General features: G+C 41.0%; 25 protein-coding genes. 8 read left to right on the top strand and 17 right to left on the bottom strand.

Features of this window, described 5'->3' with window-relative positions; all coding sequences use genetic code 11:
• Nucleotides 1-43: 43 nt before the first annotated feature.
• The 11 genes from recN to DWA30_RS05325 form a co-directional block, all read right to left on the bottom strand.
• Complete coding sequence (gene recN, locus DWA30_RS05375; RefSeq protein WP_114491513.1) at nucleotides 44-1,696, bottom strand: DNA repair protein RecN; 1,653 nt, start codon at nucleotides 1,694-1,696, stop codon at nucleotides 44-46.
• Nucleotides 1,697-1,768: 72 nt separating this feature from the next.
• Complete coding sequence (gene porD / locus DWA30_RS05370; protein WP_114491512.1) at nucleotides 1,769-2,659, bottom strand: type IX secretion system protein PorD; 891 nt, start codon at nucleotides 2,657-2,659, stop codon at nucleotides 1,769-1,771.
• Nucleotides 2,652-3,863 carry a bifunctional phosphopantothenoylcysteine decarboxylase/phosphopantothenate--cysteine ligase CoaBC gene (gene coaBC / locus DWA30_RS05365; protein ID WP_114491511.1) on the bottom strand — a complete coding sequence of 404 codons (1,212 nt, stop codon included), beginning with the start codon at nucleotides 3,861-3,863 and terminating at the stop codon, nucleotides 2,652-2,654. The genes porD and coaBC overlap by 8 nt, the downstream gene beginning before the upstream one ends.
• A gap of 3 nt (nucleotides 3,864-3,866) precedes the next feature.
• Nucleotides 3,867-4,202, bottom strand: a complete 336-nt coding sequence (locus tag DWA30_RS05360; protein ID WP_114491510.1) for a DNA-directed RNA polymerase subunit omega — start codon at nucleotides 4,200-4,202, stop codon at nucleotides 3,867-3,869.
• Between the two features lie 10 nt (nucleotides 4,203-4,212).
• Nucleotides 4,213-5,028 carry an outer membrane protein assembly factor BamD gene (locus tag DWA30_RS05355; protein WP_114491509.1) on the bottom strand — a complete coding sequence of 272 codons (816 nt, stop codon included), beginning with the start codon at nucleotides 5,026-5,028 and terminating at the stop codon, nucleotides 4,213-4,215.
• Between the two features lie 128 nt (nucleotides 5,029-5,156).
• The gene (gene dapA / locus DWA30_RS05350; RefSeq protein ID WP_114491508.1) at nucleotides 5,157-6,035 is read right to left on the bottom strand and encodes a 4-hydroxy-tetrahydrodipicolinate synthase; all 879 of its coding nucleotides are present in this window, start codon (nucleotides 6,033-6,035) and stop codon (nucleotides 5,157-5,159) included.
• Nucleotides 6,036-6,551 carry a DUF6913 domain-containing protein gene (locus tag DWA30_RS05345; RefSeq protein WP_114491507.1) on the bottom strand — a complete coding sequence of 172 codons (516 nt, stop codon included), beginning with the start codon at nucleotides 6,549-6,551 and terminating at the stop codon, nucleotides 6,036-6,038. It lies immediately after the preceding gene.
• 57 nt (nucleotides 6,552-6,608) lie between these two features.
• Complete coding sequence (ligA, locus tag DWA30_RS05340) at nucleotides 6,609-8,603, bottom strand: NAD-dependent DNA ligase LigA (RefSeq protein WP_114491506.1); 1,995 nt, start codon at nucleotides 8,601-8,603, stop codon at nucleotides 6,609-6,611.
• Between the two features lie 65 nt (nucleotides 8,604-8,668).
• Complete coding sequence (locus DWA30_RS05335; protein ID WP_114491505.1) at nucleotides 8,669-9,259, bottom strand: LOG family protein; 591 nt, start codon at nucleotides 9,257-9,259, stop codon at nucleotides 8,669-8,671.
• A complete protein-coding gene (gene prmC / locus DWA30_RS05330) occupies nucleotides 9,256-10,185 on the bottom strand; it encodes a peptide chain release factor N(5)-glutamine methyltransferase (protein WP_168421742.1) in 930 nt (309 codons plus the stop codon). The genes DWA30_RS05335 and prmC overlap by 4 nt, the downstream gene beginning before the upstream one ends.
• The gene (locus tag DWA30_RS05325) at nucleotides 10,155-10,640 is read right to left on the bottom strand and encodes a GNAT family N-acetyltransferase (RefSeq protein ID WP_114491504.1); all 486 of its coding nucleotides are present in this window, start codon (nucleotides 10,638-10,640) and stop codon (nucleotides 10,155-10,157) included. Before DWA30_RS05325 ends, prmC begins: the two co-directional genes overlap by 31 nt.
• 27 nt (nucleotides 10,641-10,667) lie before the next feature.
• Here DWA30_RS05325 and ribD point away from each other — a divergent pair, with 27 nt between their 5' ends.
• The 3 genes from ribD to DWA30_RS05310 are packed head-to-tail and all read left to right on the top strand — an operon-like array spanning nucleotide 10,668 to nucleotide 13,206.
• The gene (gene ribD / locus DWA30_RS05320; protein ID WP_168421741.1) at nucleotides 10,668-11,720 is read left to right on the top strand and encodes a bifunctional diaminohydroxyphosphoribosylaminopyrimidine deaminase/5-amino-6-(5-phosphoribosylamino)uracil reductase RibD; all 1,053 of its coding nucleotides are present in this window, start codon (nucleotides 10,668-10,670) and stop codon (nucleotides 11,718-11,720) included.
• A complete protein-coding gene (locus DWA30_RS05315) occupies nucleotides 11,717-12,589 on the top strand; it encodes a DMT family transporter (RefSeq protein ID WP_114491502.1) in 873 nt (290 codons plus the stop codon). The genes ribD and DWA30_RS05315 overlap by 4 nt, the downstream gene beginning before the upstream one ends.
• Nucleotides 12,589-13,206, top strand: coding sequence for an IMPACT family protein (locus DWA30_RS05310; RefSeq protein ID WP_114491501.1), 618 nt, complete (start codon nucleotides 12,589-12,591; stop codon nucleotides 13,204-13,206). Before DWA30_RS05315 ends, DWA30_RS05310 begins: the two co-directional genes overlap by 1 nt.
• Before the next feature lie 5 nt (nucleotides 13,207-13,211).
• On the opposite strand, the gene DWA30_RS05305 is transcribed toward DWA30_RS05310, so the two are convergent.
• Nucleotides 13,212-13,610 (bottom strand): acyl-CoA thioesterase, encoded by a 399-nt coding sequence (locus DWA30_RS05305; protein WP_114491500.1) that lies wholly within the window; start codon nucleotides 13,608-13,610, stop codon nucleotides 13,212-13,214.
• Between the two features lie 204 nt (nucleotides 13,611-13,814).
• Between DWA30_RS05305 and dnaA the strand changes: the two genes are divergently transcribed.
• Genes dnaA through DWA30_RS05285 form a run of 4 tightly spaced genes read left to right on the top strand, consistent with a single transcriptional unit; the run spans nucleotide 13,815 to nucleotide 17,897 of the window.
• Nucleotides 13,815-15,242: a chromosomal replication initiator protein DnaA gene (dnaA, locus tag DWA30_RS05300; RefSeq protein ID WP_114491499.1), complete on the top strand. Its 1,428-nt coding sequence runs from the start codon at nucleotides 13,815-13,817 to the stop codon at nucleotides 15,240-15,242.
• A gap of 39 nt (nucleotides 15,243-15,281) precedes the next feature.
• Nucleotides 15,282-15,734 carry a low molecular weight protein-tyrosine-phosphatase gene (locus DWA30_RS05295; RefSeq protein WP_114491498.1) on the top strand — a complete coding sequence of 151 codons (453 nt, stop codon included), beginning with the start codon at nucleotides 15,282-15,284 and terminating at the stop codon, nucleotides 15,732-15,734.
• 51 nt (nucleotides 15,735-15,785) lie between these two features.
• Entirely contained in the window at nucleotides 15,786-17,183 is a 1,398-nt protein-coding gene (locus DWA30_RS05290; protein ID WP_114491497.1) for a PQQ-dependent sugar dehydrogenase, read from the top strand.
• The gene (locus DWA30_RS05285; protein WP_114491496.1) at nucleotides 17,184-17,897 is read left to right on the top strand and encodes an SAM-dependent methyltransferase; all 714 of its coding nucleotides are present in this window, start codon (nucleotides 17,184-17,186) and stop codon (nucleotides 17,895-17,897) included.
• 9 nt (nucleotides 17,898-17,906) lie between these two features.
• Here the strand turns inward: DWA30_RS05285 and DWA30_RS05280 are convergent, their stop codons facing one another.
• The 5 genes from DWA30_RS05280 to dapF all read right to left on the bottom strand — a co-directional run bounded on the left by DWA30_RS05280 (nucleotide 17,907) and on the right by dapF (nucleotide 21,912).
• Nucleotides 17,907-18,551: a peptidoglycan-binding protein LysM gene (locus tag DWA30_RS05280; protein WP_114491495.1), complete on the bottom strand. Its 645-nt coding sequence runs from the start codon at nucleotides 18,549-18,551 to the stop codon at nucleotides 17,907-17,909.
• 144 nt (nucleotides 18,552-18,695) lie between these two features.
• A complete protein-coding gene (locus tag DWA30_RS05275; protein ID WP_114491494.1) occupies nucleotides 18,696-19,337 on the bottom strand; it encodes a hypothetical protein in 642 nt (213 codons plus the stop codon).
• Between the two features lie 238 nt (nucleotides 19,338-19,575).
• Nucleotides 19,576-20,619 (bottom strand): endolytic transglycosylase MltG, encoded by a 1,044-nt coding sequence (gene mltG, locus DWA30_RS05270; protein ID WP_114491493.1) that lies wholly within the window; start codon nucleotides 20,617-20,619, stop codon nucleotides 19,576-19,578.
• A complete protein-coding gene (locus DWA30_RS05265) occupies nucleotides 20,609-21,142 on the bottom strand; it encodes a GNAT family N-acetyltransferase (protein ID WP_114491492.1) in 534 nt (177 codons plus the stop codon). Before DWA30_RS05265 ends, mltG begins: the two co-directional genes overlap by 11 nt.
• On the bottom strand, nucleotides 21,139-21,912 hold the full coding sequence (gene dapF / locus DWA30_RS05260) for a diaminopimelate epimerase (protein WP_114491491.1): 774 nt from the start codon (nucleotides 21,910-21,912) through the stop codon (nucleotides 21,139-21,141). The genes DWA30_RS05265 and dapF overlap by 4 nt, the downstream gene beginning before the upstream one ends.
• 133 nt (nucleotides 21,913-22,045) lie before the next feature.
• On the opposite strand from dapF, the gene DWA30_RS05255 reads away from it, so the two are divergent.
• Nucleotides 22,046-23,452 carry a trypsin-like peptidase domain-containing protein gene (locus tag DWA30_RS05255; protein ID WP_114491490.1) on the top strand — a complete coding sequence of 469 codons (1,407 nt, stop codon included), beginning with the start codon at nucleotides 22,046-22,048 and terminating at the stop codon, nucleotides 23,450-23,452.
• Nucleotides 23,453-23,512: the final 60 nt, after the last annotated feature.

The following is a 23,512-nucleotide window of genomic DNA, read 5'->3' as shown; positions in this document are numbered from 1 at the left end:
TCTAATGCAAGTGCAGGCAACAAGCACAAAACAAAGATACATTTTAATTCAGTAATTCTTTCGCATTGGCAATCGCAACATCAGAGACTTGCTTTCCACCAATCATTTGGGCAATCTCGATAATACGTTCTTCTCCGGCCAACGGGCGCAACCTTGTAACGGTCACTTCGTTCACATCCTCTTTGTAAATCTTAATATGGTGTTCACCTTTTGCTGCAATTTGTGGCAAATGTGTGATGCTTAACAACTGCATCTCTTCACTCATCGCACTCATGATCGACGCCATGGCATGAGCAATTTCACCAGACACACCCGTGTCTATTTCATCGAAGATGATGGTTGGCAATTTCTTATATTGGGATAACACGGCCTTTACCGCCAGCATGATTCGACTCATTTCACCGCCGGAAGCAATCTTCTTTAACGAACCAAACGGAAGTCCCTTGTTGGCTGTAAAAAGCAAGGCTAAGGTATCTTTTCCATTTTTTCTGAAGGTATCCTGCTTCTCAATCTCAAATTGAAACTTTGCATTTGGCAATCCCAAGGCACCTAAAAAGGATTCTAACTTTTCTTTTAAGGTCGGGATGACCTTTTCTCGACCCTGGTGTAATTCGGAAGCGGTTTTAGTGGTTTGTTCCTCAAGGTTTATTACTTTGTTTTCTAGTTCGGCAATGCGATCGTCCAACTGCTGTGTCCCGTCTATTTGCGAACCAAGTGCTGCTTTAATTTCTAACAATTCCTCAACACTAGCCACCGAATGCTTTAATTGCAATTTGTGAATTGTCTGCAGTTTTTCATTGAGTTGAAACAGTTGTTGTGGATCTGCTTCTATATCGCCGGCAGCCTGAGAAACTGTCTCTGCAATATCTTCTAATTCAATAATTGCACTGTTCAAGCGATTCCACAACGCCTCATATTCCGAAGCAAATCCGCGTACCTTCCCCAATGCGGTTCTGGCTGTTTTAGCGGTCTCTATGGTGCCAATTTGTTCTTCGCTAAAAAGTTGATCGATCGTTGCCAGGTTTTCTTGTATGGCTTCGGAATTGGATAGTTTTTCATAGGTTTCTTCCAACTCCATTTGATCCAATCCATCGAGTTTGGCTTGTTCGAGTTCTTCAAACAAAAAGGTTTGATAATCTAATTCTTTGATCGCCTCTTGTTTTTTCGCCTTCATTTCTGAAAGTGCTTCGGAAGCTTCAGTGTAGGCGTTATACTGCTGTGAATATTGTTTTAGTAAGGAAGAATGTCCTGCAAGCGCATCGATCACCTCTAACTGATAGGTTTCCGAAGAAAGCGCCAAGGTCTCATGCTGACTATGAATATCGACCAAATGCACCCCTAACACCTGAAGCTGCCCAACAGTGACCGGGGTATCGTTTACAAAGGCTCTAGATTTACCACTGGGTAGTAGTTCACGCCTAATTATCGTATGAGGTTCGTAATCAAGATCATTCTCTTCGAATACGTCTTGAAGGCCGTAGTCGGCTAGTGAAAATTCTGCTTCGATCACACATTTCTTTGAAGCATCTTTTACGCTGCTTGCATCGGCCCGCTTTCCTAGCAATAGCGCAAGTGCTCCTAGTAAGATCGATTTACCGGCCCCTGTCTCTCCGGTGATGATGGTCATACCGGACGACAATTCCACACGAATATCTTCGATTAGTGCGTAATTTTTTATTGAAAGGGTGGTAAGCACAGCCTAGTGATTTATTGCATTTAAAAATAACAGCCTTTTGCTAACCCTGCAAGTAAATAAGTGGTTGTTTTACTAAAATTTGATCTCGCTCCAATTGCTGCGTTTGGTAGGAGCCATACGATTTAAATTATCGACCAAGGTTGCGATATCTACATTAGGGCCACCGCTAAAGATGGCTTGTATCTCATCGCTTTTAGCGTCGAAGAACGTACGTAATAAGAATGAGTTTGGTCGCCTATCGTTAATGCTTCTAAGGTCGTTGATCGCCTTAGCAACTGCTTCTTTACCTTTTTTAGTATCGTCGGCCATGTTATCGATCCCTTTGCGATGGTAATCGTATAAGACCTTGTGAAACTCTCTATAAACACTCGACAATAAGGCGTCGTTGTATTGGTAACGGGATTGTGTTCCATCGGTTGCTTTCCAGCCGGCGAAGTTACTGGAAGAGGCCGTATTCACAATTTGTTTAGCGATTCCGAAGTATTCGGCGCCACCGTTCAATTCGTAGGTATCGGCGTCCAAACCAATGATGGTATAAACATGATACGCGATCACAGAGATCAAGTTAGAATCGAAAGAGTTTATATTAAAGTTAAGTGGTTGAAATTCTATATAATCGAAAGAAAACTGACGATCGTTGTAGTTGTACACCGGACTGTCGTAGGTCGAGTCGAAAGCCGGACGAGAAGATTGAATTTGTATGGTTGCCGTAAAAAGATCTGAGCTGTATTCAGAAATTACGATCGACATATTACAATCGATACGCTCCTGATTCTTGTATACTTTATTGGTCCACTTTGTATTATTTACAAATTCAGTAAGTTGTTGTTGGAGCGTTCTAAAAACTTGCAAATTGGGCTGCCCTGTTTGTTCGGCATCTACAGTTATAGAACAGTTCAACTCTTGTGCCTGTAGCGAAATCGCTAAAAATAGAAACGTTAGTGTTGTTAAAAATCTACGCATGAATTTGTTTTATGATATGTTGCATGATGTCGTTTGCCACATCGATCTTAGGTTTAACTGAAAAGGGAACTACTTTATTGTCTGCTGTGATCAAGGTCACCTTATTGGTATCCCCTTTAAAGCCGGCTCCTTTGTCGTTCAGCGAATTTAATACAATTAAGTCTAAATTCTTTTTTTTGAGTTTGGATTTTGCATTTTCAATTTCATTTTCGGTCTCTAATGCGAATCCAACCAAATACTGGTCTTTTTTGATCTCGCCTAAAGAGGCTAAAATATCCTTTGTTTTTTCAAGGGTCAACGTTAATTCGGTATCCTTCTTTTTTATTTTTTGATCTGCTATAGCGTTAGGTCGGTAGTCGGCTACCGCAGCACTCAAAATAGCAATATCTGCCGATTCAAAATGCTGGTGCGCTGCGTCGTACATTTCAGCCGCAGCGGTGACATGTATAACCTTTACTAAGGTGTGTTCTATTGTTAATCCCACGGGACCGGATACCAATACAACTTCGGCTCCTAAATTGGCCGCTACGGTTGCTAAGGCATATCCCATCTTCCCGCTGGAATGGTTACCAATAAAGCGTACCGGATCGATCGCTTCAAAGGTGGGCCCCGCTGTAATTAGCACTTTTTTTCCACGCAATGGTAATTGTTGAAGGAGGTCATTTTCTAGAAATGTAACAATATGTTCCGGTTCGGCCATTCGTCCTTGTCCACTTAAGCCACTGGCTAATTCGCCATGTTCGGCCGGGATCTGGATGTTTCCGAAGTCATTCAACTTCTTAAACGTAGCATCGGTACTTGGATGTTTGTACATATCTAAGTCCATCGCCGGAGCGTAATACACAGGACATTTGGCCGATAAATAAGTCGCGAGGAGTAGGTTATCGCTATTGCCTGTTGCCATTTTAGAGAGTGTATTGGCTGTGGCCGGGGCGATTATAAACAAATCTGCCCAAAGGGCTAACGCAACGTGGTTATTCCATTGGGCATTTTCATCTTCTTCATTGGTAAACGAAGAGAAAACTTCATTCTTTGATAATGTAGATAAGGTCAAGGGTGTAATGAAATCTTTCGCAGCAGGTGTCATAACCACCTTTACTTTCGCCCCTTTTTTGACCAGTAAACGAACTAAAAAAGCCGATTTGTAAGCGGCGATGCCGGCAGTAACGCCAAGCAAGATATGTTTACCGCTTAGTACCGACATTTCTTATTGTTCTATTTCTTCATCTTTTGTATTGCGGTAGTAGATATTGTTCTCTAACCATTCTTGTACAGCTAAAGCGTGTGGCTTCGGAAGCTTTTCGTAGAACTTAGAAACCTCTATCTGTTCTTTATTCTCGAAGATCTCCTCTAAACTGTCGTTATAGGTAGCGAACTCATCCAATTTCTCTAGCAATTCTTTCTTGATATCGCTATTGATCTGATTGGCTCTTTTTGCAATAATAGAGATCGCCTCATAAATGTTATTGGTAGGCGCATCTACTAGATTTTTATCAATAGTAGTCGTATTGATAGGTGCTTCACTGTTCTTAATATCGCTCATAGGTGCAAATTTAACTTGTAGGTTCTTTTTCTTTTAATCGGGCGTTGATGTCTTCTAATAGCTCGTCTGCTTCTTCTTTTAGCTCGGTTTCGCTATAGTACTTTGCAAAGTTATTGTAGTACCCTCGCGCAGCGACCAAACGTTCATCAACAAGTGATGGTATACTATTAATAGCTTGTAAATAGGCTGCTTTAAATCTTCCGAAGAACGCATCTTTTCTATAGATAGATCCCGGATGATCTGTGATAAAATTATCGAATGCTTCAATCGCAGGCTTATAACTTCCGAAGGTCTGAGCCGTCTTTAAATGCTGACGTGCGATCTCAATATCTTTCTTCTCTAACTTTTCACGAAGCTCTGCAACCAATACATTGGCTTCACTTCTATATTCAGTTTCGGGATACTTGTTGAGATATTTTTGTAATTTCTCTAAGGCCGTATAGGTGTCTTCTTGATCTAATGAATAACGAGGAGAGAGTTCGTAGAAACTTCGAGCCGAACGATAAGCCGCCACCTCAACACTATCACTCGAAGGATACGATTGTTCGAAACGCTCGAACTGATATCCTGCCAAATAATAATCTTCTAACTCGTAAAAGGTATTGGCGTAGATAAACATTAATCGCTGTGCCTGTGGTTTTCCACGATAAGCAGGAACGATCTGTTCCATTAGCTTAAGCGCTTTTCGGTATTTACCAACCTTATATAAAGAATCGGCAACCGCGTATTTTTTGGAGTTATCATCAGAGCTCAACACCTTCTGATACTCGCTACATGAGGTTAATACCAAAAGACTCCCAACGATAACTAATAGACTCGCTCTCATAGATTTAAAAAACATCGTGCAAAAGTAGTGAATTATACCTGATTACAAAAACTTATTATTATGCAAACAATCGATGTGTATTGATCGTTTGTCTATGTTCGACACTATTAAACGCTGCCAATCCCAGCTTAGTACATTTGGTCCACAAATGCATCGATCTTATTGCGCAATGAGTCGGTGACCCCCACAAGTGGCAAGCGTACCGTATCGCCGCAAATACCGAGCTTCTTAAATACTGCTTTAATGCCGGCAGGATTCCCTTCTGCAAATATAAAATCGATCGCGGGCATTAGCGAATTGTGTATTTTATAAGCTTCGTCCACCTTGCGTTCCCGTCCTAATCGCACCATTTTTGAAAATTCGGCTGGAAACCCTTCCCCTATTACAGAGATCACACCTGCTCCACCTGCTAAAACCATAGGAAGTGTAACCATATCATCGCCGGAGATCACCAAGAAATCGCTTGGGCAATCGCGCAGCAATCGCATGGCTTGTACCATGTCTCCTGCCGCTTCTTTGATCCCTACAATGTTCTCAAAGTCCTTGGCCAGCCGTATCACCGTTTCGGGCAACATATTAGAGGCTGTTCGTCCGGGAACATTGTACAAAATAATGGGTTTCGGACTCGCTTTTGCGATGGCCGCAAAATGTTGACAAATACCTTCTTGGGTAGGTTTGTTATACATAGGTGATACCGACAAGATCGCCGCAAATGCACTAAGGTCCTTGCTTTGAAGCTCATCGATAATCGCTTGCGTGTTGTTTCCACCAATTCCCAATACTAACGGAACCCTGCCTGCATTCGCTTCTTGAATTGTCTTAACAACCAACGCTTTCTCATTATCTGTAAGGGTTGCACTTTCGGCTGTGGTTCCCAATACCACCAAATAATCGATCCCATTGGTAATATTAAAATCGACAACGCGTTTTAATCCGTCCACATCTACCTGTAAATCTTTTGTAAAGGGGGTAATTAACGCAACACCGGTACCAATAAGTTCTTTCATTTATATTTTGTTTAAAATTTTTAAATATTTTTTTAATTCCGTTTCAAAATCACCTATTGCGGTAGGTGAAAGTTGAATAATAAGGTCGAATAAACGTTCGTCGCTTCCTTTACATCCAACTTTAAATTTCGCATTGCTGGTAGAGACCAACAGATCTAGAAACACATTTTTCTCTTCGTACAATCCCACCAACACATCAAAAGGCATTTCTAAAAATTCACGTGCATTTTGATTGGTGATTTCACCCGACCACGAAAAGTCCTTGTTATAGATCTGATTGTTTCGTAACGAGGGAAGTTTCCGACGTGATTCTAAAAAAGAAAACACCTTAACATCCTTCCGAAGGATTCCTAAACCCTTCGAAAAATCGTACAATCGCTCAAAATCCTGAAACTCATTTTCGTTCACTAAGAATCCAAGGGTACGTAAAGGAGCATTCACTTCCGAAAAATCCCGTTGTTCAAGGTTCTTCTCTTTTCGTTTTTTTAAGGAGGAAAGCTTTATTTTCTTTAACATGAATACGTATCAACCTAGACTACAAAAATACATTTTTCGACTGTTTTTTGCTGAAGTTTAAGATATCATTTGCAAAAATTCAGCTTCCGAAATAATAGGAATCCCTAAATCTTCGGCCTTGGTCTTCTTACTGGGCCCCATATTCTCTCCCGCGACCACGTAATTGGTCTTACCCGAGATAGACCCCGAAACTTTCCCACCATTGTCCTCTATCAACTTCTTTAACTCGGTACGTGAGACCGTCGTAAAAACTCCCGAAACAACGAACGTATTTCCTTCTAACACGTTGGTCTGATTTGCTAACTTCTCTGCCGAAATTTCCAACTGTACTCCATAGTGTTTTAATCGGTCGATGATCGCTTTATTTTTTTCTTCGGAAAAGAAAGCAACTACGCTTTCGGCAATCTTGCTGCCTATTTCATCTACTGCAGTTAGTTCGTCTTCCGATGCCGTTGCGATCGCATCGATATTCTTGTAATGCTTGGCCAGTTTTTTAGCTACCGTCTCTCCAACATAGCGAATTCCAAGGGCGAATAAGACACGCTCAAAAGGAATCTCTTTTGAAGCTTCCACTCCGGCAACCAAGTTCTCTGCACTTTTTTCGGCCATTCGCTCTAAAGGGGTAATCTCAGAAACGCCTAGTTCATAAAGATCGGCATAGTTATTTATGAGTCCGTTGTTCACCAACAACGCTACGGTTTCACCGCCCAATCCTTCAATATCCATCGCTTTGCGCGAAATAAAATGTTGAATCCGCCCAATGATCTGTGGAGGACAACCTTCGGTATTGGGGCAATAATGTTGTGCTTCTCCTTGGGTACGCACCAACGGTGTTTCGCATTCGGGACAAGTGGTTCTATACTGTGTTGGTCGAGAAGCTTGGTCTCGTAAGGCAAAATCTACGCCTATGATCTTCGGGATGATCTCCCCTCCTTTTTCTACAAATACCGTATCATCTTCTCTAATATCTAGTTTTGCAATTTGATCGGCATTGTGCAAGGAAGCTCTTTTTACTATGGTCCCTGCTAACGACACAGGCTCTAAATTAGCCACAGGGGTAATAGCACCGGTTCGTCCAACCTGATAAGTGATCGTATGCAATTTGGTAGCGACACGTTCGGCTTTAAATTTATAGGCCATCGCCCAACGTGGCGCTTTGGCGGTATATCCTAATTCTTCTTGTTGTTGTAGATCGTTCACCTTAATTACAACGCCATCGGTTTCGTAAGGCAGTTCATGACGATGAACGTCCCAATAATTTACAAATTCTAACACCTCAGTTATAGAATTGGCTAATGTTGCAACTTCAGGAACCTTAAATCCCCAGGCTCTCGCTTTTTCTAAACTTTCGTATTGGGTGGAAACCGGTAAGTTTGCTCCCTTTAAGCTATACAGCAAACACTCTAGAGGGCGCTTGGCCACTTCGCTACTATCTTGAAGTTTTAAACTTCCGGAGGCCGTATTTCTCGGATTGCGATAGGGCTCCTCTCCTGCCGCAACGCGCTCGGCATTCATTTGTGCAAAACCTTCGAACGGCAATACGATCTCTCCTCGTATTTCGAACTTATCGGGATAATCTCCTTTTAATTTCAAGGGAACAGAATTGATCGTTTTTACATTGGTAGTCACATCATCACCTTGAAATCCGTCGCCACGCGTAACCGCACGCACTAATTTTCCATCTTCATAGGTAAGACTCATAGAAGCGCCGTCGTATTTAAGTTCACAGGTATATTGCACAGGACCATCGACCATTTTCTTTATGCGCTTCTCCCAATCTTCCAGATCTTCTTTCGAATAGCTATTAGCCAAGGAGTACATGCGATAGGTATGTGGAACCGTTTCAAAATTCTTGGTAACAGCGCCGCCAACTCGTAAGGTTGGTGAATTGGCATCATAGAATTCCGGGTGGGCTGATTCTAATTCTTGCAGCTGTTTCAACTTTTGATCGAATTCGTAATCGGAGATCGTAGGGTTGTCGAGTATGTAGTAATTATAATTGTGTTCGCGTAGTTCGTTGCGAAGTTGATTGATCTGTTGTTCGATGCTCATGGAACAAATATAAAATTCATTCGGTTTATTTGGAATCTTTCAGAACACAGTTTATAAACATTCTTCTAGGTGCGTTCTTCGTTTAACCAATGCGGGAATTTTGGCGGTTTAAACTGTTCCATTTTTTCAAGCAGTGCTTCGGAAGTAGTCGCAACTAATAACAACTCGTAGCTTTCCATAGTAATAAAGCCATTACGAACCATGTTTTCAAGTAGTTCCAGTAAAGGATCGTAAAAATGGTTCACGTTCAAAAGCCCGATGGGTTTAGCATGCAGCCCTAACTGAAGCCACGTGATGATTTCAAAAAGTTCTTCTAAGGTTCCAAATCCACCCGGTAATGCGATAAATCCGTCGCTAATTTCCTGCATCTTCAATTTGCGATCGTGCATATTGTCGGTGGTAATAAGCTCTGTTAATCCCAAATGTACTACTTCCTTTTTCTTTAAGAAGTTTGGAATAATGCCGATCACTGTGCCCTTTTGCTCGAGTACTGCTTTGGCCACCGTACCCATAACTCCAATCTTAGCCGCACCGTATACTAAGCTGATCTCTCTTTCGGCCAAGACGGTTCCCAAATGGGTCGCTGCTTTCGTAATGTTGGCGTCATTCCCATCGCTGCTTCCGCAAAACACACATATTTTCTTTAGTTTGGTCATAAGCAACATCGTAACATTCGGAACTTTCCGAAGCCATCTTTCTTCAACACAATATCTGCAAACCCTTCCTGCTTCATTAGTTGTTCCATTTCACTACTAAGATACTCATTAATCTCGAAGTAAAGTGAACCTTGTGGCTTCAAGTGTTTTGCAGCCAATTTGGCAATCGCACGATAAAACACCAAAGGGTCATCGTTAGAAACAAATAAAGCGGTAGCAGGTTCGTGGGCTAACACATTTGGCGACATCGCATCTTTTTCCAAGTCCCTCACATAAGGCGGATTTGAAACGATCACATCGTATTTCGCAGGAAGTTCTGTTGCCGACAGTATATCCTCTTGTACAAAGTTTACCGAAACCGCAAGCTGATTCGCATTTTTTGAAGCTATTTTCAAGGTATCTTCGGAAACATCGATGGCGGTAACCTCGGAATTAGGCAACTGTGAAGCTAAAGTGATCGCAATACAACCCGTTCCTGTACCTATATCTAAAATGGAAATGCTAGCGTCTTGTGTGTTTAGTGTTGATGTGTCACTTTCTATTGTTCGACAATCTGAAAGGATCCACGCTACCAGTTCTTCGGTTTCAGGGCGTGGAATTAAGGTGTGTTTGTTTACCGAAAATAGTGCTCCATAAAATTCAGTTTCACCTATTATATATTGGATGGGCTCGTACTGCTTCAAACGTTGTATGGCAGCAAAGAATGGATTTATTTCTACTTCGGAAAGTTCTTTGGTACCGTTAAGGACGATCTCCACCGGTGACATTCCGAAGTAAGCATCGGTAAGCAAATTAAAGAAAGACCTAACTTCTTCTGAAGGATACAATGCTGCTAATTCAGCCTGGAATGTATGTTGAAGTTCCTTGAGGGTCACTAGTTCTTTACCAATTATAATTATAGGTCTATTAGCATATGTACCGGGCATGAGTAATGTCCCGTATCGCCCATTGGACCATCGATAAATCGGAAGCCGGAACGTTCGTACAGTTTTTGCGCGGCCGTCATATAAGGCATGGTTTCAAGATAACACTGATCAAAATTAAATTCTCGCGCTTTAATAAGGCATAAATTGATCATATGTGTTCCAATTCCGCGTTTTCTAGCCTCAGGCAGGTAATACATCTTTTGTAGTTCGCACACGTTTCCATTATAGTTTGCCAAGGGTGCGACTCCTGCCCCACCTATTATTTTCCCGTCCTCTTCTACAACAAAATAGGCCGAGCGTTCTTCTTGGTAGGTTTCGAACATGGCATCCAATGCGGCATCGGCATAAGCCGTGCCTTTTTTGGGTACACCAAAATCAATGAGCACGCTACGAATCACTGCTGCAATGTGCGGATTGTCTTTTTTTTCGATCGGTCTGATCAAGGGTATGTCCATCTAAGCAATTCATTGTATTTTTACGCTGTGAAGATACATGAAAAATACATGATGCGCTGCATCGAATTGGCCAAAAATGGACTGGGAACCACCTACCCAAATCCGATGGTAGGCAGCGTCATTGTTCACAACGACACCATAATTGGAGAAGGCTGGCATCGCAAAGCTGGAGAACCTCATGCCGAAGTACTTGCCGTACAAAGTGTTAGTGACAAGTCTAAACTAAAGGAGGCAACACTCTATGTTTCGTTAGAGCCCTGTAGCCATTATGGCAAGACGCCGCCTTGTGCCGATTTGATAATCGAGCATAAGATCCCTCAGGTTATAATTGGAAGCACCGATGTAAATCCGCAGGTTGCCGGGCGTGGTATTAAACGACTCATAGAAGCCGGTTGTGACGTGACTGTTGGTGTATTAAGCGAATCCTGCGATGCGCTCAATAAGCGATTTATCACCTTTCACACGAGGAAGCGGCCGTATATTATCCTAAAGTGGGCACAATCGGTCGATCATTTTATAGCACCGACTAAAACCGTGCGATCTGCAGATAAAAAACCGGTATGGATCACCAATACGTTTTCACGGCAGCGAGTACACCAATTGAGAGCTCAGGAACAAGCGATATTGGTAGGTACCCAAACGGTCTTAGATGACCACCCTAGTCTTACAACACGAGACTGGGACGGTCCCTCACCATTACGCGTGGTGATAGATAGATCGTTAAAGGTACCCAATAGTGCTTCTGTTTTCGACACAGCGGCACCCACGCTTGTTATCACCGAGCAGCACAAAGAAGGGACCACCACCAATACCTTTGAAACGATCGATTTCTCGAGATCGGTTCCGAAACAGATTTGTGAATCACTTCATGCTAAAGAAATACAATCGGTGATCATTGAGGGTGGCACTAGAACCCTTCAATCGTTTATTGATGAAAATTTGTGGGATGAGGCGCTAGTATTTACAGGAAACTGTACATTTGACGAAGGGGTTAAAGCTCCCGTGCTTTCTGTTGAGGAAGCTTCCGAAGAACAGATAAAAAACGACCGATTACAAATCTTTAAAAACAAGAATTCTTGATCTATCTGCTGTTAAGTGTTATTTCATCGACACTCATATTTGTCGTTTTTAAATTGTACGACCGATTTAAAATTAATACGCTCCACGCTATTGTGATCAACTACTTTATCGCTTGTATTTGTGGAGTCATAGGGTATAATGGTAGCATTGAAGTTGCGAAGATCCCACAATACGATTGGTTCTATTACACGCTAGGTCTTGGTGCATTATTTATTATTGTTTTTAATCTAATGGCCATCACTACACAGCGCAGCGGGCTTTCGGTCGTATCGGTTGCTACGAAAATGAGTGTCGTGATACCTGTGGTGTTCGGACTGGTCTATTACCATGAAAGCCTTGGATTTATTAAGGCCAGCGGGATCATATTGGCCTTGGTCGCTGTATACTTAGCCTCGATAAAAACGAAAGACGGACTTACCGTTCGAAAAAGAAATATCATTTTTCCTTTGTTGGTCTTTTTAGGCAGTGGTATCATTGATACCAGCATTAAATATCTAGAAGATTCGTTTGTTGCAGCCAATGATGTCCCCTTATTTTCGGCCACAATATTTTCGGCTGCCGCCACCATAGGCGTGATGGTTTTGGTCGTTCAAAAAATTCGAGGCGCGTTTCAATTTCGATGGAAGAACATTCTAGGAGGAGTTGTATTGGGAATTCCCAATTATTTTTCCATCTATTTTTTGGTGTTAGCGCTGCGAAGTGGCGTTCTTGAGAGCTCCGGGATCTTTACGGTTAACAACGTTGCCATAGTGATGCTCTCTACCTTGACCGGAATTGTGTTATTTAGAGAGCGATTGCTTCGGAAGAATTGGATTGGGATCGTACTGGCCGTTATTAGTATATTTTTAGTTGCATTAGGAAAGTGGTAATGGCTTCGGAAAAAGACACTTATAAAACCATACGTAACCCTTCAGAAGAAGTGCTGTACAAAGAAAAAGACAGTAAATTCTATGGCTATGCATTCCCGGTAACTTCCGAAGAACAGATCAAGGAACAGTTGGAATTACTGAAGCAACAGCACCATACCGCACGACATTGGTGCTACGCCTGGCAATTGGGAATGCGCTACGACCGCTATCGTGCCAATGATGACGGAGAGCCCTCTAATAGTGCCGGAATGCCCATCTACGGACAATTGCAATCGTTCGATGTTACCAATGTGTTGGTAGTAGTAGTTCGCTATTTTGGCGGAACGAAATTGGGCGTAGGCGGATTGATACAAGCCTACAAAACAGCGGCACAATTAGCACTAGAGGCTGCCCCCATCGTAAAACGAACAATTAATGTTGATTTTGTGCTTACCTTCGAATATCCCGAAATGAGCATGGTCATGCGCATGATAAAAGAAGCGAAATTGAAAATTGTTTCGCAAGCGTTGACTATAGGATGTAAAATACAAATTTCGGTAAGAGAAAAGGAAGCAGATCGCATCTATTCGCTTTTTACAAACACATACAAGGTGAATATCAAAAAACTGGAAAATTAGTTTAACTATTCGGCTAATTTATTCAACAGATATTCGGGGGCTTTTGTAATTTTTTTTGTGATGCTATTTATAAAGACCAAAGTTGTGGAAGCATTCACTAAAAGTTCACCCGATTCGTTGTGTATTTGGTAATCAAACTCAATTTTAATAGTAGGAATTTTCCTAAGGGTCGTAGTAATGGTAATGAGGTCATCGTACAAGGCCGGTTGTTTATAGTCGATGTTGAGATTTACGACAGGCAGGTGGATATTGTTGGCTTCCATCCATTTGTAGCTAAAGCCCAATTCACGCAGCCATTCGGTCCTTCCCTGTTCTAAATATTGTGCGTAATTTCCGTAGTAGACCACACCCATTTGATCGGTCTCTCCATAACGTACTCTTAATTTTGTAAGATTTTTTTTCATGAATTAAACCGTAAAAGGGGAACTTTTTTCGTATGTTTGGGTGAGCTATAGTATGGGAAAAAAAAACTACAAATTCAATAGCCAATCCATTTTTTTTTTCAATTATTTGTTCACATATTTGCAGTGTTAAGAAAATGTTATAGAAAACTCTTTTTCACTTTTTTTAACCGCATCTTTTAAACTAATTAAACTTCAACTTTAACTATGAGCAAAACTGCGGAATCGGTTTGGGAAAATTGTTTGTCCTTTATTGAAGATAATATAACTTCGCAAGCATACAAAACCTGGTTCGAACCTATCAAGGCAGTTAAACTCTCTGAAAACGCGTTGAGCATCCAAGTTCCCAGCAAGTTTTTTTACGAGTGGCTCGAAGAGCATTATGTGAAGTTATTAAAAGTTGCACTCACCAAAGAATTAGGAACCACTGCTAAATTGGTGTACATCATTAAAATGGAGAACACCTATGGTAACAAGCAACCATTTACCGAGCGTATTCCAAGTTCCAACCGTTCTCAAGTAAAATCGCAGGAAGTCGATGTTCCCTTAAAGAATAAAAGTCCCGAACTTAAAAATCCTTTTGTGATCCCTGGCATTCGCAATGTTAAGATCGAATCGCAACTGAATCCGAGTTACAATTTTGAAAGTTTTCTTGAAGGTGAATCGAATCGTTTAGCACGATCGGCCGGATTAGCGGTTGCTAACAAACCCGGTGGCACTTCTTTTAATCCATTGCTTATCTTCGGAGGTGTTGGATTAGGAAAAACACACCTGGCACATGCCATCGGTGTTGAAATAAAAGACAAATATCCTGAAAAGACCGTCTTGTATATCTCTGCTGAAAAATTTACCCAGCAGTATATCGAATCGGTTAAAAAGAATAATAGAAACGATTTTATTCATTTCTATCAAATCATCGATGTGCTGATCGTAGACGACATTCAATTGCTGTCAGGAAAAGCAGGAACACAAGATGTGTTCTTCCATATCTTTAATCACCTACATCAAAACGGCAAACAAGTCATTTTAACCAGTGACAAGGCGCCGGTAGATATGATCGATATAGAGCAACGGCTACTGTCCCGGTTTAAATGGGGCCTTTCTGCCGAGCTAAACCATCCCGATTACGACACTCGTGTTGCGATCATAAAGAACAAATTGTATAGAGACGGCGTTGATATGCCGGAAGATATCATCGAGTTCTTAGCGAACAACATAAAAACCAATATCCGAGAATTGGAAGGTGCCATAATTTCGCTTATTGCACATTCTTCGTTCAATAAACGTGAGATCACTATCGAACTCGCCAAAAAGATAGTCGATAATTATGTAAAACACACCAAACGCGAAGTTTCTATCGATTATATTCAAAAAGTGGTAAGTGAATATTTTCAAATGGATGTGGATACATTACAATCGAAGACGCGAAAACGTCATATTGTTCAGGCTAGACAATTAGCCATGTTCTTTGCAAAGAAATTTACAAAGGCCTCTTTGGCATCTATAGGTTCTCAAATTGGCCAGCGAGATCACGCTACCGTTCTCCATGCTTGTAAAACCGTCGACAACTTGTCGAGTACCGATAAGCAATTCAGAAAGTATGTAGAAGACCTCAACAAAAAATTAACCTTATAATTTACCTCCGGCCCTTCGCCGGATTTTTTATCTCTAAATATGAAAACAAAAGTGCTTATGGTTTGCTTAGGAAACATTTGTCGTTCTCCTTTGGCAGAAGGCTTGTTAGCAGCTAAGGTCGATCCAGAAAAGGTAGAGGTTACCTCGGCGGGTACAGGAGGCTGGCATGTTGGCGAACAACCCGATCCTCGTAGTATCGCTATTGCAAAACAAAAAGGATTAGATATTACACAACAGCGTGGAAGACAGTTTAAACCTGCTGATTTTAATGAGTTCGATTACATTTTTGTCATGGATAGTTCTAATTATAGCGACGTGATAGAACTTGCTGAATCAGAATCGGATAAAGAAAAAGTACAGCTCATCCTCGACGAACTATTTCCGGGTGAAAATGTCGATGTTCCAGACCCTTATTATGGTGGAAATGACGGTTTTGAGCAGGTGTATAACATGCTCGATAAAGCGTGCACGTCGATCGCCAAGCGAATATAATTTATATTCTGCCCTATTTTCATTACTTTAGTAGTAATTCAAAAAAAAGTTATGAAAATCACTACTACCCTCCTACTGTCGCTATTCTTAGGCTTGACAGCAATCTCTCAAACTGTTTCCATTGAAAAATTCAACGATGATTCGGTCACTTTCGATTCGCCTGTCGATCTACAGAATGCCGGAGACGATCGCCTTTTTGTAGTTGAAAAAGCAGGAATCATTAAAATATTAAAAACGGATGGAACGATTAACGATGTTCCTTATCTCAATATTGACAACAGAGTATTCGACCCAACCAGTCCGTTTGATGAGAGAGGGCTACTAGGTCTTGCATTTCATCCCGATTATGCCACCAATGGCTATTTTTATGTGAACTATATCAACAACAGTGGAGATACACAAGTATCTAGATTTACTGTCGACCCGGGTAATCCGGAAATTGCCTTTCCAGGCTCTGAACTAGAAATTATTAGCTATAGCCAGCCCTTCGGAAACCACAATGGTGGTGCACTAGCCTTTGGGCCCGATGGCTTTTTATACATCGCATCGGGCGATGGTGGTAGCGGTGGCGACCCGGGAAATCGTGCTCAAAATACGACACTTTTGTTAGGAAAATTACTGCGAATAGACGTTGACAATCCGTCTGGAGGAGACAATTACGGTATACCAGCAGACAACCCTTTTGCAGGAAGTGGTGTTGATGCAGAAGAAATTTGGGCCTACGGATTACGAAATCCGTTTCGTTTCTCCTTCGATTTTGTAGAGGAAGAGGTATGGATTGGTGATGTTGGTCAAAATAATATTGAAGAAGTTGACAGAGCCGGGATCACCGAAGCCGGATTAAACTACGGGTGGCGATGCTACGAAGGTTCGCAACCATTTAATACAGCAAATTGTCCTGATCCGAGTGAACTTACCTTCCCAGTTGCCGAATATACGCACGCCGGAGGTAATTGTTCTATTGTCGGCGGTTATGTATACCGAGGAAATGTATATGATGATCTACAAGGCATCTATTTATTTGCCGATACCTGTAGTGGAATGATAGGAACTGTAGACCAGTCGAATAACCAAATGGATCAAGGAGACTTTAACGGTACTTGGGTAAGTTTCGGACAAGACGTGAATAACGAACTGTATATTGTAGATCTTGATGGTGATATATACAGTATTAAGGGAAGTGTGTTAACTACGCCCGAACATTCAACGAGCCTAGACATTAGCATGACCCCTAATCCTGCTTCCGAAGCAATTACAATTGCCATGACGAGCGATACCATTAATAGTATCGTTATCACCGATATTCGCGGAAGTATTGTGTATGAGGCATCTGCACTATCGACTTCAGAAAAAAATATAGCCGTTAACGGCCTATCTAATGGTTTATATCTTGTACGTATTACTTCGGAAGGAGGAGAAACCAGTATCAAAAAACTACTTATTAACTAAATGATCGTAGAAAAAGGAAATGTCTATTTAATTCCCTGTACGTTAGGAGAAACACCACCCTTAGAGGTGTTACCGCTACTGGTAAAGAAAGCCGTGGAACATATAGATTATTATATTGTTGAAAACGAAAAGAATGCAAGGCGATTTATAAAGAGCATTGTGCCTAAGAAGTCACAGCCCGACCTAAATATTCAACTCATTAATAAATTTACCGATCCGAGCGAAATCCCTCCTATGTTGGATCCGTGTTATGCAGGAAATGATATTGGTATTATTAGTGATGCTGGCTGTCCCGGAATTGCAGATCCCGGTTCGGAAGTAGTACAACAAGCCCATGCACGAGGTATAAAAGTAGTGCCATTAGTGGGGCCTTCGTCTATTTTAATGGCGCTTATGGCCAGTGGATTAAATGGACAAAATTTTGCATTCAACGGCTACTTGCCCATTGACAAACGAGAACGAAAAACAGAGATCAAGCGTCTAGAACGACTGTCGGGAGAGCAAGGACAATCGCAATTGTTTATTGAAACTCCGTATAGGAACAACCAATTATTAGAAAGCCTGTTAGCAACCCTACATCAAGAAACACAACTCTGTATTGCTTGCGATATAACGTTGCCTACCGAGTATATAAAAACAGCCACAGCGGCTACCTGGAAAAAAATAAAGGTGGATCTTAATAAAAGACCCACCTTGTTTATACTTCAAAAATAATTTAAAAAGTTACAATACTCTTGCTTTTCTGTTTGGAACGATGTGCGACGTATCGTATCCGGAAAATTTACGTAAATAATGTTTGATAGAAGTTCCAAAAGCATCGTTAAACACTTGTACTCCACCACTTCGTAGATATTTCTTTACGTTTCCGGGACCCGCTAGATGCGCCGCCGCTAAAATTCCGGACTCGGTGATTTTCACACCACCTACATACCGGCCTTTAAAGCGTTTTATATCACGACGTAAGATCCATTTGTTACGAGCCGCATTGGCTGTAAACGCAGATTCCTGAAGTCGTGAATCGTTTAGAAAGCTATCCGGATTATAGATCCCGATAAGCTTCAAAGTTCCTTTGGAGAATTGATATTTCCCCATGTATCCGTATTCATTCACTACAGAGTATTCACCTCTTGATTCTTTAAAACCCAATGCTTCTTTAAATCCGACATAGGTTTTACCCAAAAACAAACTGTACGATACTTTTGGTTGTATGACCGTTAGTATTTCTTCTTCATTAGGAACATCGTAACACAGTTCCATTCCATTCAGTTTGTAATGAGAAAGGTCGTATTGCTTTTCCGAAGAAAAACCTGTTGCAACCATTACGGTTGCGATAAGTAATGCAACAATTAAGTAATACCTTTTTTTCATTTAATTTAAAATTATAAAGTACGAATTCTCGCACCTTGCATTTCAGCGCGCAAAGATACGAAAAATTCTATTAATTTGATTTGCAGGATGTTAAAAAGTGTTAAATGAAAAAAGTCAGGTTTGTCAACCTGACTTTTTCAATAATTATAATGTCGCTCTGGCGTTGTTATCTGGCAGAATTGATGATACATCGTAATTTGCAAACTTCTTCATGTACTTAGTGATAGGTACATTGTTCGCGTCTGCAAACACATCATCACCATTTGAGCTTAGAAACTTCATTACATTTCCAGCTCCTCCCAGATGAGCTGCGGCTAATAATCCCGATTCGGTTATCTGAATACCGTTAATTGTTTGACCGTCATATTCTTCAATATAATCTCTTAGCACCCACTTGTTTTTGGAAAGTAGCGTTTCGAACGCCTTTTCCTGTAACAAGGGGGAATTTAAGAAAGTTGATTTATTGAAAATACCTACCCAATTAAGGGTAGTCCAGCCAAACTGGTATTTGCCTAAATAACCCAATCGATTAACAGCTCGATAGTTACCACTGCTTTCACTAAAGCCGAGGTCTTCACAAAAGCCTAGGAACGACTTTCCAACAAAAGGGATTCTTTGTTGGGGATTCATATTTACTTCATATTCAAAGGGAACATAGGCGAGTTCTCCTTCGATTTCCGTCGTAAATATAGAACTGCTATTCGTCTCTTTGGTTAAAGAGAAACCTGATACCACAAAAGCGGCTATCAGTAGCAGCACAGACAATTTCATAAAACGTTTTCGCATGTTCTACTTAGTTTAAGAATTATAATTATTGCGCCATAGCCTCGTGCTATGACGAAATATTCTTCAAAGCAAACTTTCATTTGCTAAAAGGTCTTATGAATTGTATTTCGTAATTTCAATGAACGTAATATTGTCATAGACCAATTCGCTTGCGGAACTGATCTTTGCAAAGAATATACCAAGAATAGGCAGTCTTAAAAAGCAATTAACACTCTTTAACTGGGTGTTTTTGAAAGGTTTAACGATTTACGCCCTGGCTATTAACCCATTGAACATAGGCTGCCTTATTGCGGTTGTGTTGCGCCAATGTCTTGGCAAATTTATGATAACCAAAGTTCGTCACATCGGCGACAAAGTACAAGTAATCGTGGTCTTCGTAGTTGAGTACTGCATCGATAGAAGAGATATCGGGCATGCTAATAGGTCCCGGAGGAACTCCTTTCACTTTATACGTATTATAGGGTGAATCTAAAGCCAGGTCCACATATAACACTCGTTTTATTATTTGATCGAAATCATTTTCGGCAAGTTTCTTTGCATAGATCACCGTTGGATCGGCTTGTAGCGGCATCCCTAATTGTATCCGATTTATATACACCCCGGCCACTCTGGGACGCTCTTCCACTTTGGCCGTTTCTTTTTGAACTATGGCAGCAAGTGACAATACTTCATTTTTTGTGAGTCCAAGTGCTTTCGCCTTTTCTACTCTGGTCTCATTCCAAAACCGATCGTACTCGGTTTGCATTCGATCACGGAAATCGGAAGCAGTCGTATTCCAATAAAATTCGTAGGTGTTTGGAATGTACATTCCCAGAGCCGTCTCCTTCGAAAAACCGGTCGAATCTAAAAATGCTTCGTCTCTAAAGACCTTTAATAAGGTTAGACTATCGGGTTCTATTTGTCTTGAGAGGTGCCCCGCTAAATTTTCGAGACGCTCTTGATTATTAAACTTTACCATAATAGGAACATTCCTGCTTCGTATGGTGTTAATGATATCGTTATTGCTCATTCCGGGCTTTAAGATAAAGTGTCCCGGCTTGATGTTAGAAATATATTCTTTTTTTTCAGCTACTACTTTAAACGATGCCACATCTTGTAACAAGGGCTCCAATTCTGCCACTACCTTGTCGAAACTGGCATTGGTAGGAATGTACACATGGGCCTCTGAATTATTAAATGCTGTGTTTGGAGCAAAGATGGTGTCGTAAACGTACCAAGCAAAAATTCCCATTCCAACCAATCCTAATAGCAGGACGGCAATTACTATCTTTTTAATGTACATGATGTATCAACTGATAAATAAATTCATTTTTAAATCCTTCTTCGGAAGCGATCCAGTCTTTTTTACAACCATTGTTTTTAAATCCGATAGACTCGAATAGCTGCATACTTCGGTCATTTCCTTCGGAAATATTCGCGAATAACTGGTGTACCTCTAAATATTTAAAGGCATATTGGATCGTCATTTTTAATGCTTCGGAAGCAAAACCCTTCCCGCGATCGCCTTCAGAAAAAATTAGTATCCCTACGCCTACGCGACGGTGTTTCGGCTCAAAATCGAAAAGATCAATAAATCCGACAGGCCGTTGCTCATCGTTCGTACAGATTACAAGTCGCAATTGTTTTACTTCAAAAATATCGCGATGTGCATTCTCCAAATATTGTTTCAATACGAACCTCGAGTAAGGTGTCGTGGTATTGCTCACTTCCCAAATCGATTCATCGTTCTCAAGTGCGTACAAATAATCCAGATCTTCTAATTCCAGTGCACGCAAATGTATTTTATTCCCTTTTAGTGTTTTCATTGCCAAACACCTTTAAAAACGAAATTCGCCGGTCCTTCTAAATAAATATTTGTAAAACGATCGTCTTCTTTGTCAAACCGAACGATCAACTTTCCACCAGGTGTATCTAAGATCACTTCCTTTTCTGAAGTCTGCTTCATTTCATACATCGCTATAGCTACGGCAGTTACACCGGTACCACAAGATAATGTTTCATCTTCTACACCACGTTCGTAAGTGCGAACTGAAAAAATGGCATCCCCGGTTTTCTGTACAAAATTGATGTTCGCTCCTTCACTGCCGTATGTTCCATACCGAATTTCCGCACCTTGTTCTTTTACATTTACCTGTTCAACATTACTTTCCATAGTAACATGATGCGGTGATCCTGTATTCAAAAAGGCATGTGTCGTTGTTATATCGACCTGGGCTACATCACTCATTTTTAAGCGCACGGATTCCCCATGAATAGTAGCTTCGTGCAAGCCATCAATGGCCTCGAACTGTGCCGAGTCCTCAATAATACCTAAGGCATTTGCAAATTTCACGATACAGCGTCCCCCGTTTCCACACATACTGCTTTCTTTCCCGTCAGAATTAAAATAAACCATCTTAAAATCTAAGGAATCGTGATTTTCTAACAGAATTAAACCGTCGGCTCCAATGCCAAACCTTCGATCACACATACGTGCAATTATTTTGGTATTGTTTTTGGAGAATGTGTGTTGACGATTATCAATTAATACAAAATCGTTTCCCGTTCCTTGATATTTGCTAAATGCCACTTGCATAATTGCAAAGATAGGAAAAGCAAAACGGCCTTTCAACGGTTGTAAGCTGTTAAATGGACGTTAAAACAGAAATACTTTGTAATAATTGTCGTCATCTAAATGTTACTTAACGTATAACTTAAAAATAAAACCTATGAAACAGACAGTTCGTTTATTTCTCGTGGCCCTGGTCGCAGGAGCCATCACATTAGGAGGTTATAAATATTTTGAATCATCGAATACGGATATAGCCTTCCTCTCACCGGAAAAGGATACATCCTTTATTCCTACATCAACAACGTATACCAACGCCTATAGTGCAGCTGCCGAGGGTATCGATTTTACCGATGCTGCCGAAAGAACAGTTCATGCCGTCGTGCACGTTAAAAACACCACTATTAGCAGACAGCCTAGTAATATCATGGAGTATTTCTATGGTGGTGGACAACCAAAAGCAATGGTTGGAGCCGGAAGTGGTGTGATCATTTCACCCGACGGATATATTATTACCAACAATCACGTGATCGCAAATGCCTCACAACTAGAAGTTACTCTAAACAATAATCGTATCTACGAAGCAGAACTCATTGGAACCGATCCCAAAACAGATATTGCTCTAATTAAAATTGACTCTGAAGAAGAACTCCCTTTTGTAACCTTCGGAGATTCCAATGAAGTAAAAATTGGAGAATGGGTATTAGCCGTAGGGAACCCATTTAATTTGACCTCAACCGTTACAGCGGGGATCATTAGTGCTAAAGCACGCGATCTTAATCAGTTTGACGGTAACCCACAATCGTTCATTCAAACCGATGCTGCGGTAAATCGCGGTAATAGCGGAGGGGCTTTAGTGAATACCAAAGGAGAATTGGTTGGTATAAATACGGCCATTACTTCGGAAACAGGTTCGTATGTAGGGTATTCGTTCGCGGTCCCATCGAACAACGCACGTAAAGTGATAGAGGACATTATGGAATTTGGAAACGTACAACGCGGTATTCTAGGAATCCAAGGAAGCAACTTAAACTCTAAAACAGCCGAATTGTTGGGAACTACCGAAACCGAAGGTGTATTTGTAGGTGAGATCGAAAGAGGTAGCGGTGCCGATAAAAGCGGCCTGAAAAAAGGAGATATTATTAAACAAGTTGACGGATACAAAGTTGGAAAATTTTCAGACTTGACCGGATATCTTGGTTCAAAACGCCCCAACGACGTGGTGGATGTAACCATATTAAGAGAAGGTCGCAAAAAAGTAGTTCCGGTGACCTTGATCAAACTTGAGACCTATCAAATTAAGGATGTTGGCTTAGAAGTAAAGAACGCCGATCCTAGCGATTTAAAACGCCGAGGCGTTTCGTATGGTGTCGAGGTTACTCAAGCACTGTCTCAAGACCTGGGTCGATACAATCTAAAAGGCATCATAATTACAAAAATTAATGATGAACCTGTAAAAGATATCGACGATGCCAAACGCATTATGTCGCGTCGGGATTTTAATGACCCAATTAAAATGACATTTGTTGACCAACGTGGTGAAATAAACTCGTTCATCTTCAGGTAGTTTGTTCCTTCTGAAGAAAAATACCCTTTTCAAATTTTTGAAAAGGGTATTTTGTTTTTA

The sequence above is a fragment of the Candidatus Ulvibacter alkanivorans genome, from assembly GCF_003333325.1.
GTDB lineage: Bacteria > Bacteroidota > Bacteroidia > Flavobacteriales > Flavobacteriaceae > Ulvibacter_A > Ulvibacter_A alkanivorans.
The sequence above is the reverse complement of the archived record's forward strand: the minus strand, read 5'-3'. Positions and strand labels throughout refer to the sequence as shown.

Bases quoted from the DNA above. Each gene is read 5' to 3' on its own strand.
- porD (WP_114491512.1), bottom strand. From the start codon at position 2,659: ATGCGTAGATTTTTAACAACACTAACGTTTCTATTTTTAGCGATTTCG.
- coaBC (WP_114491511.1), bottom strand. From the start codon at position 3,863: ATGTCGGTACTAAGCGGTAAACATATCTTGCTTGGCGTTACTGCCGGC.
- DWA30_RS05360 (WP_114491510.1), bottom strand. From the start codon at position 4,202: ATGAGCGATATTAAGAACAGTGAAGCACCTATCAATACGACTACTATT.
- DWA30_RS05355 (WP_114491509.1), bottom strand. From the start codon at position 5,028: ATGAGAGCGAGTCTATTAGTTATCGTTGGGAGTCTTTTGGTATTAACC.
- dapA (WP_114491508.1), bottom strand. From the start codon at position 6,035: ATGAAAGAACTTATTGGTACCGGTGTTGCGTTAATTACCCCCTTTACA.
- DWA30_RS05345 (WP_114491507.1), bottom strand. From the start codon at position 6,551: ATGTTAAAGAAAATAAAGCTTTCCTCCTTAAAAAAACGAAAAGAGAAG.
- ligA (WP_114491506.1), bottom strand. From the start codon at position 8,603: ATGAGCATCGAACAACAGATCAATCAACTTCGCAACGAACTACGCGAA.
- DWA30_RS05335 (WP_114491505.1), bottom strand. From the start codon at position 9,259: ATGACCAAACTAAAGAAAATATGTGTGTTTTGCGGAAGCAGCGATGGG.
- prmC (WP_168421742.1), bottom strand. From the start codon at position 10,185: ATGCCCGGTACATATGCTAATAGACCTATAATTATAATTGGTAAAGAA.
- DWA30_RS05325 (WP_114491504.1), bottom strand. From the start codon at position 10,640: ATGGACATACCCTTGATCAGACCGATCGAAAAAAAAGACAATCCGCAC.
- DWA30_RS05310 (WP_114491501.1), top strand. From the start codon at position 12,589: ATGGCTTCGGAAAAAGACACTTATAAAACCATACGTAACCCTTCAGAA.
- DWA30_RS05305 (WP_114491500.1), bottom strand. From the start codon at position 13,610: ATGAAAAAAAATCTTACAAAATTAAGAGTACGTTATGGAGAGACCGAT.
- dnaA (WP_114491499.1), top strand. From the start codon at position 13,815: ATGAGCAAAACTGCGGAATCGGTTTGGGAAAATTGTTTGTCCTTTATT.
- DWA30_RS05295 (WP_114491498.1), top strand. From the start codon at position 15,282: ATGAAAACAAAAGTGCTTATGGTTTGCTTAGGAAACATTTGTCGTTCT.
- DWA30_RS05290 (WP_114491497.1), top strand. From the start codon at position 15,786: ATGAAAATCACTACTACCCTCCTACTGTCGCTATTCTTAGGCTTGACA.
- DWA30_RS05285 (WP_114491496.1), top strand. From the start codon at position 17,184: ATGATCGTAGAAAAAGGAAATGTCTATTTAATTCCCTGTACGTTAGGA.
- DWA30_RS05280 (WP_114491495.1), bottom strand. From the start codon at position 18,551: ATGAAAAAAAGGTATTACTTAATTGTTGCATTACTTATCGCAACCGTA.
- DWA30_RS05275 (WP_114491494.1), bottom strand. From the start codon at position 19,337: ATGCGAAAACGTTTTATGAAATTGTCTGTGCTGCTACTGATAGCCGCT.
- mltG (WP_114491493.1), bottom strand. From the start codon at position 20,619: ATGTACATTAAAAAGATAGTAATTGCCGTCCTGCTATTAGGATTGGTT.
- DWA30_RS05265 (WP_114491492.1), bottom strand. From the start codon at position 21,142: ATGAAAACACTAAAAGGGAATAAAATACATTTGCGTGCACTGGAATTA.
- dapF (WP_114491491.1), bottom strand. From the start codon at position 21,912: ATGCAAGTGGCATTTAGCAAATATCAAGGAACGGGAAACGATTTTGTA.
- DWA30_RS05255 (WP_114491490.1), top strand. From the start codon at position 22,046: ATGAAACAGACAGTTCGTTTATTTCTCGTGGCCCTGGTCGCAGGAGCC.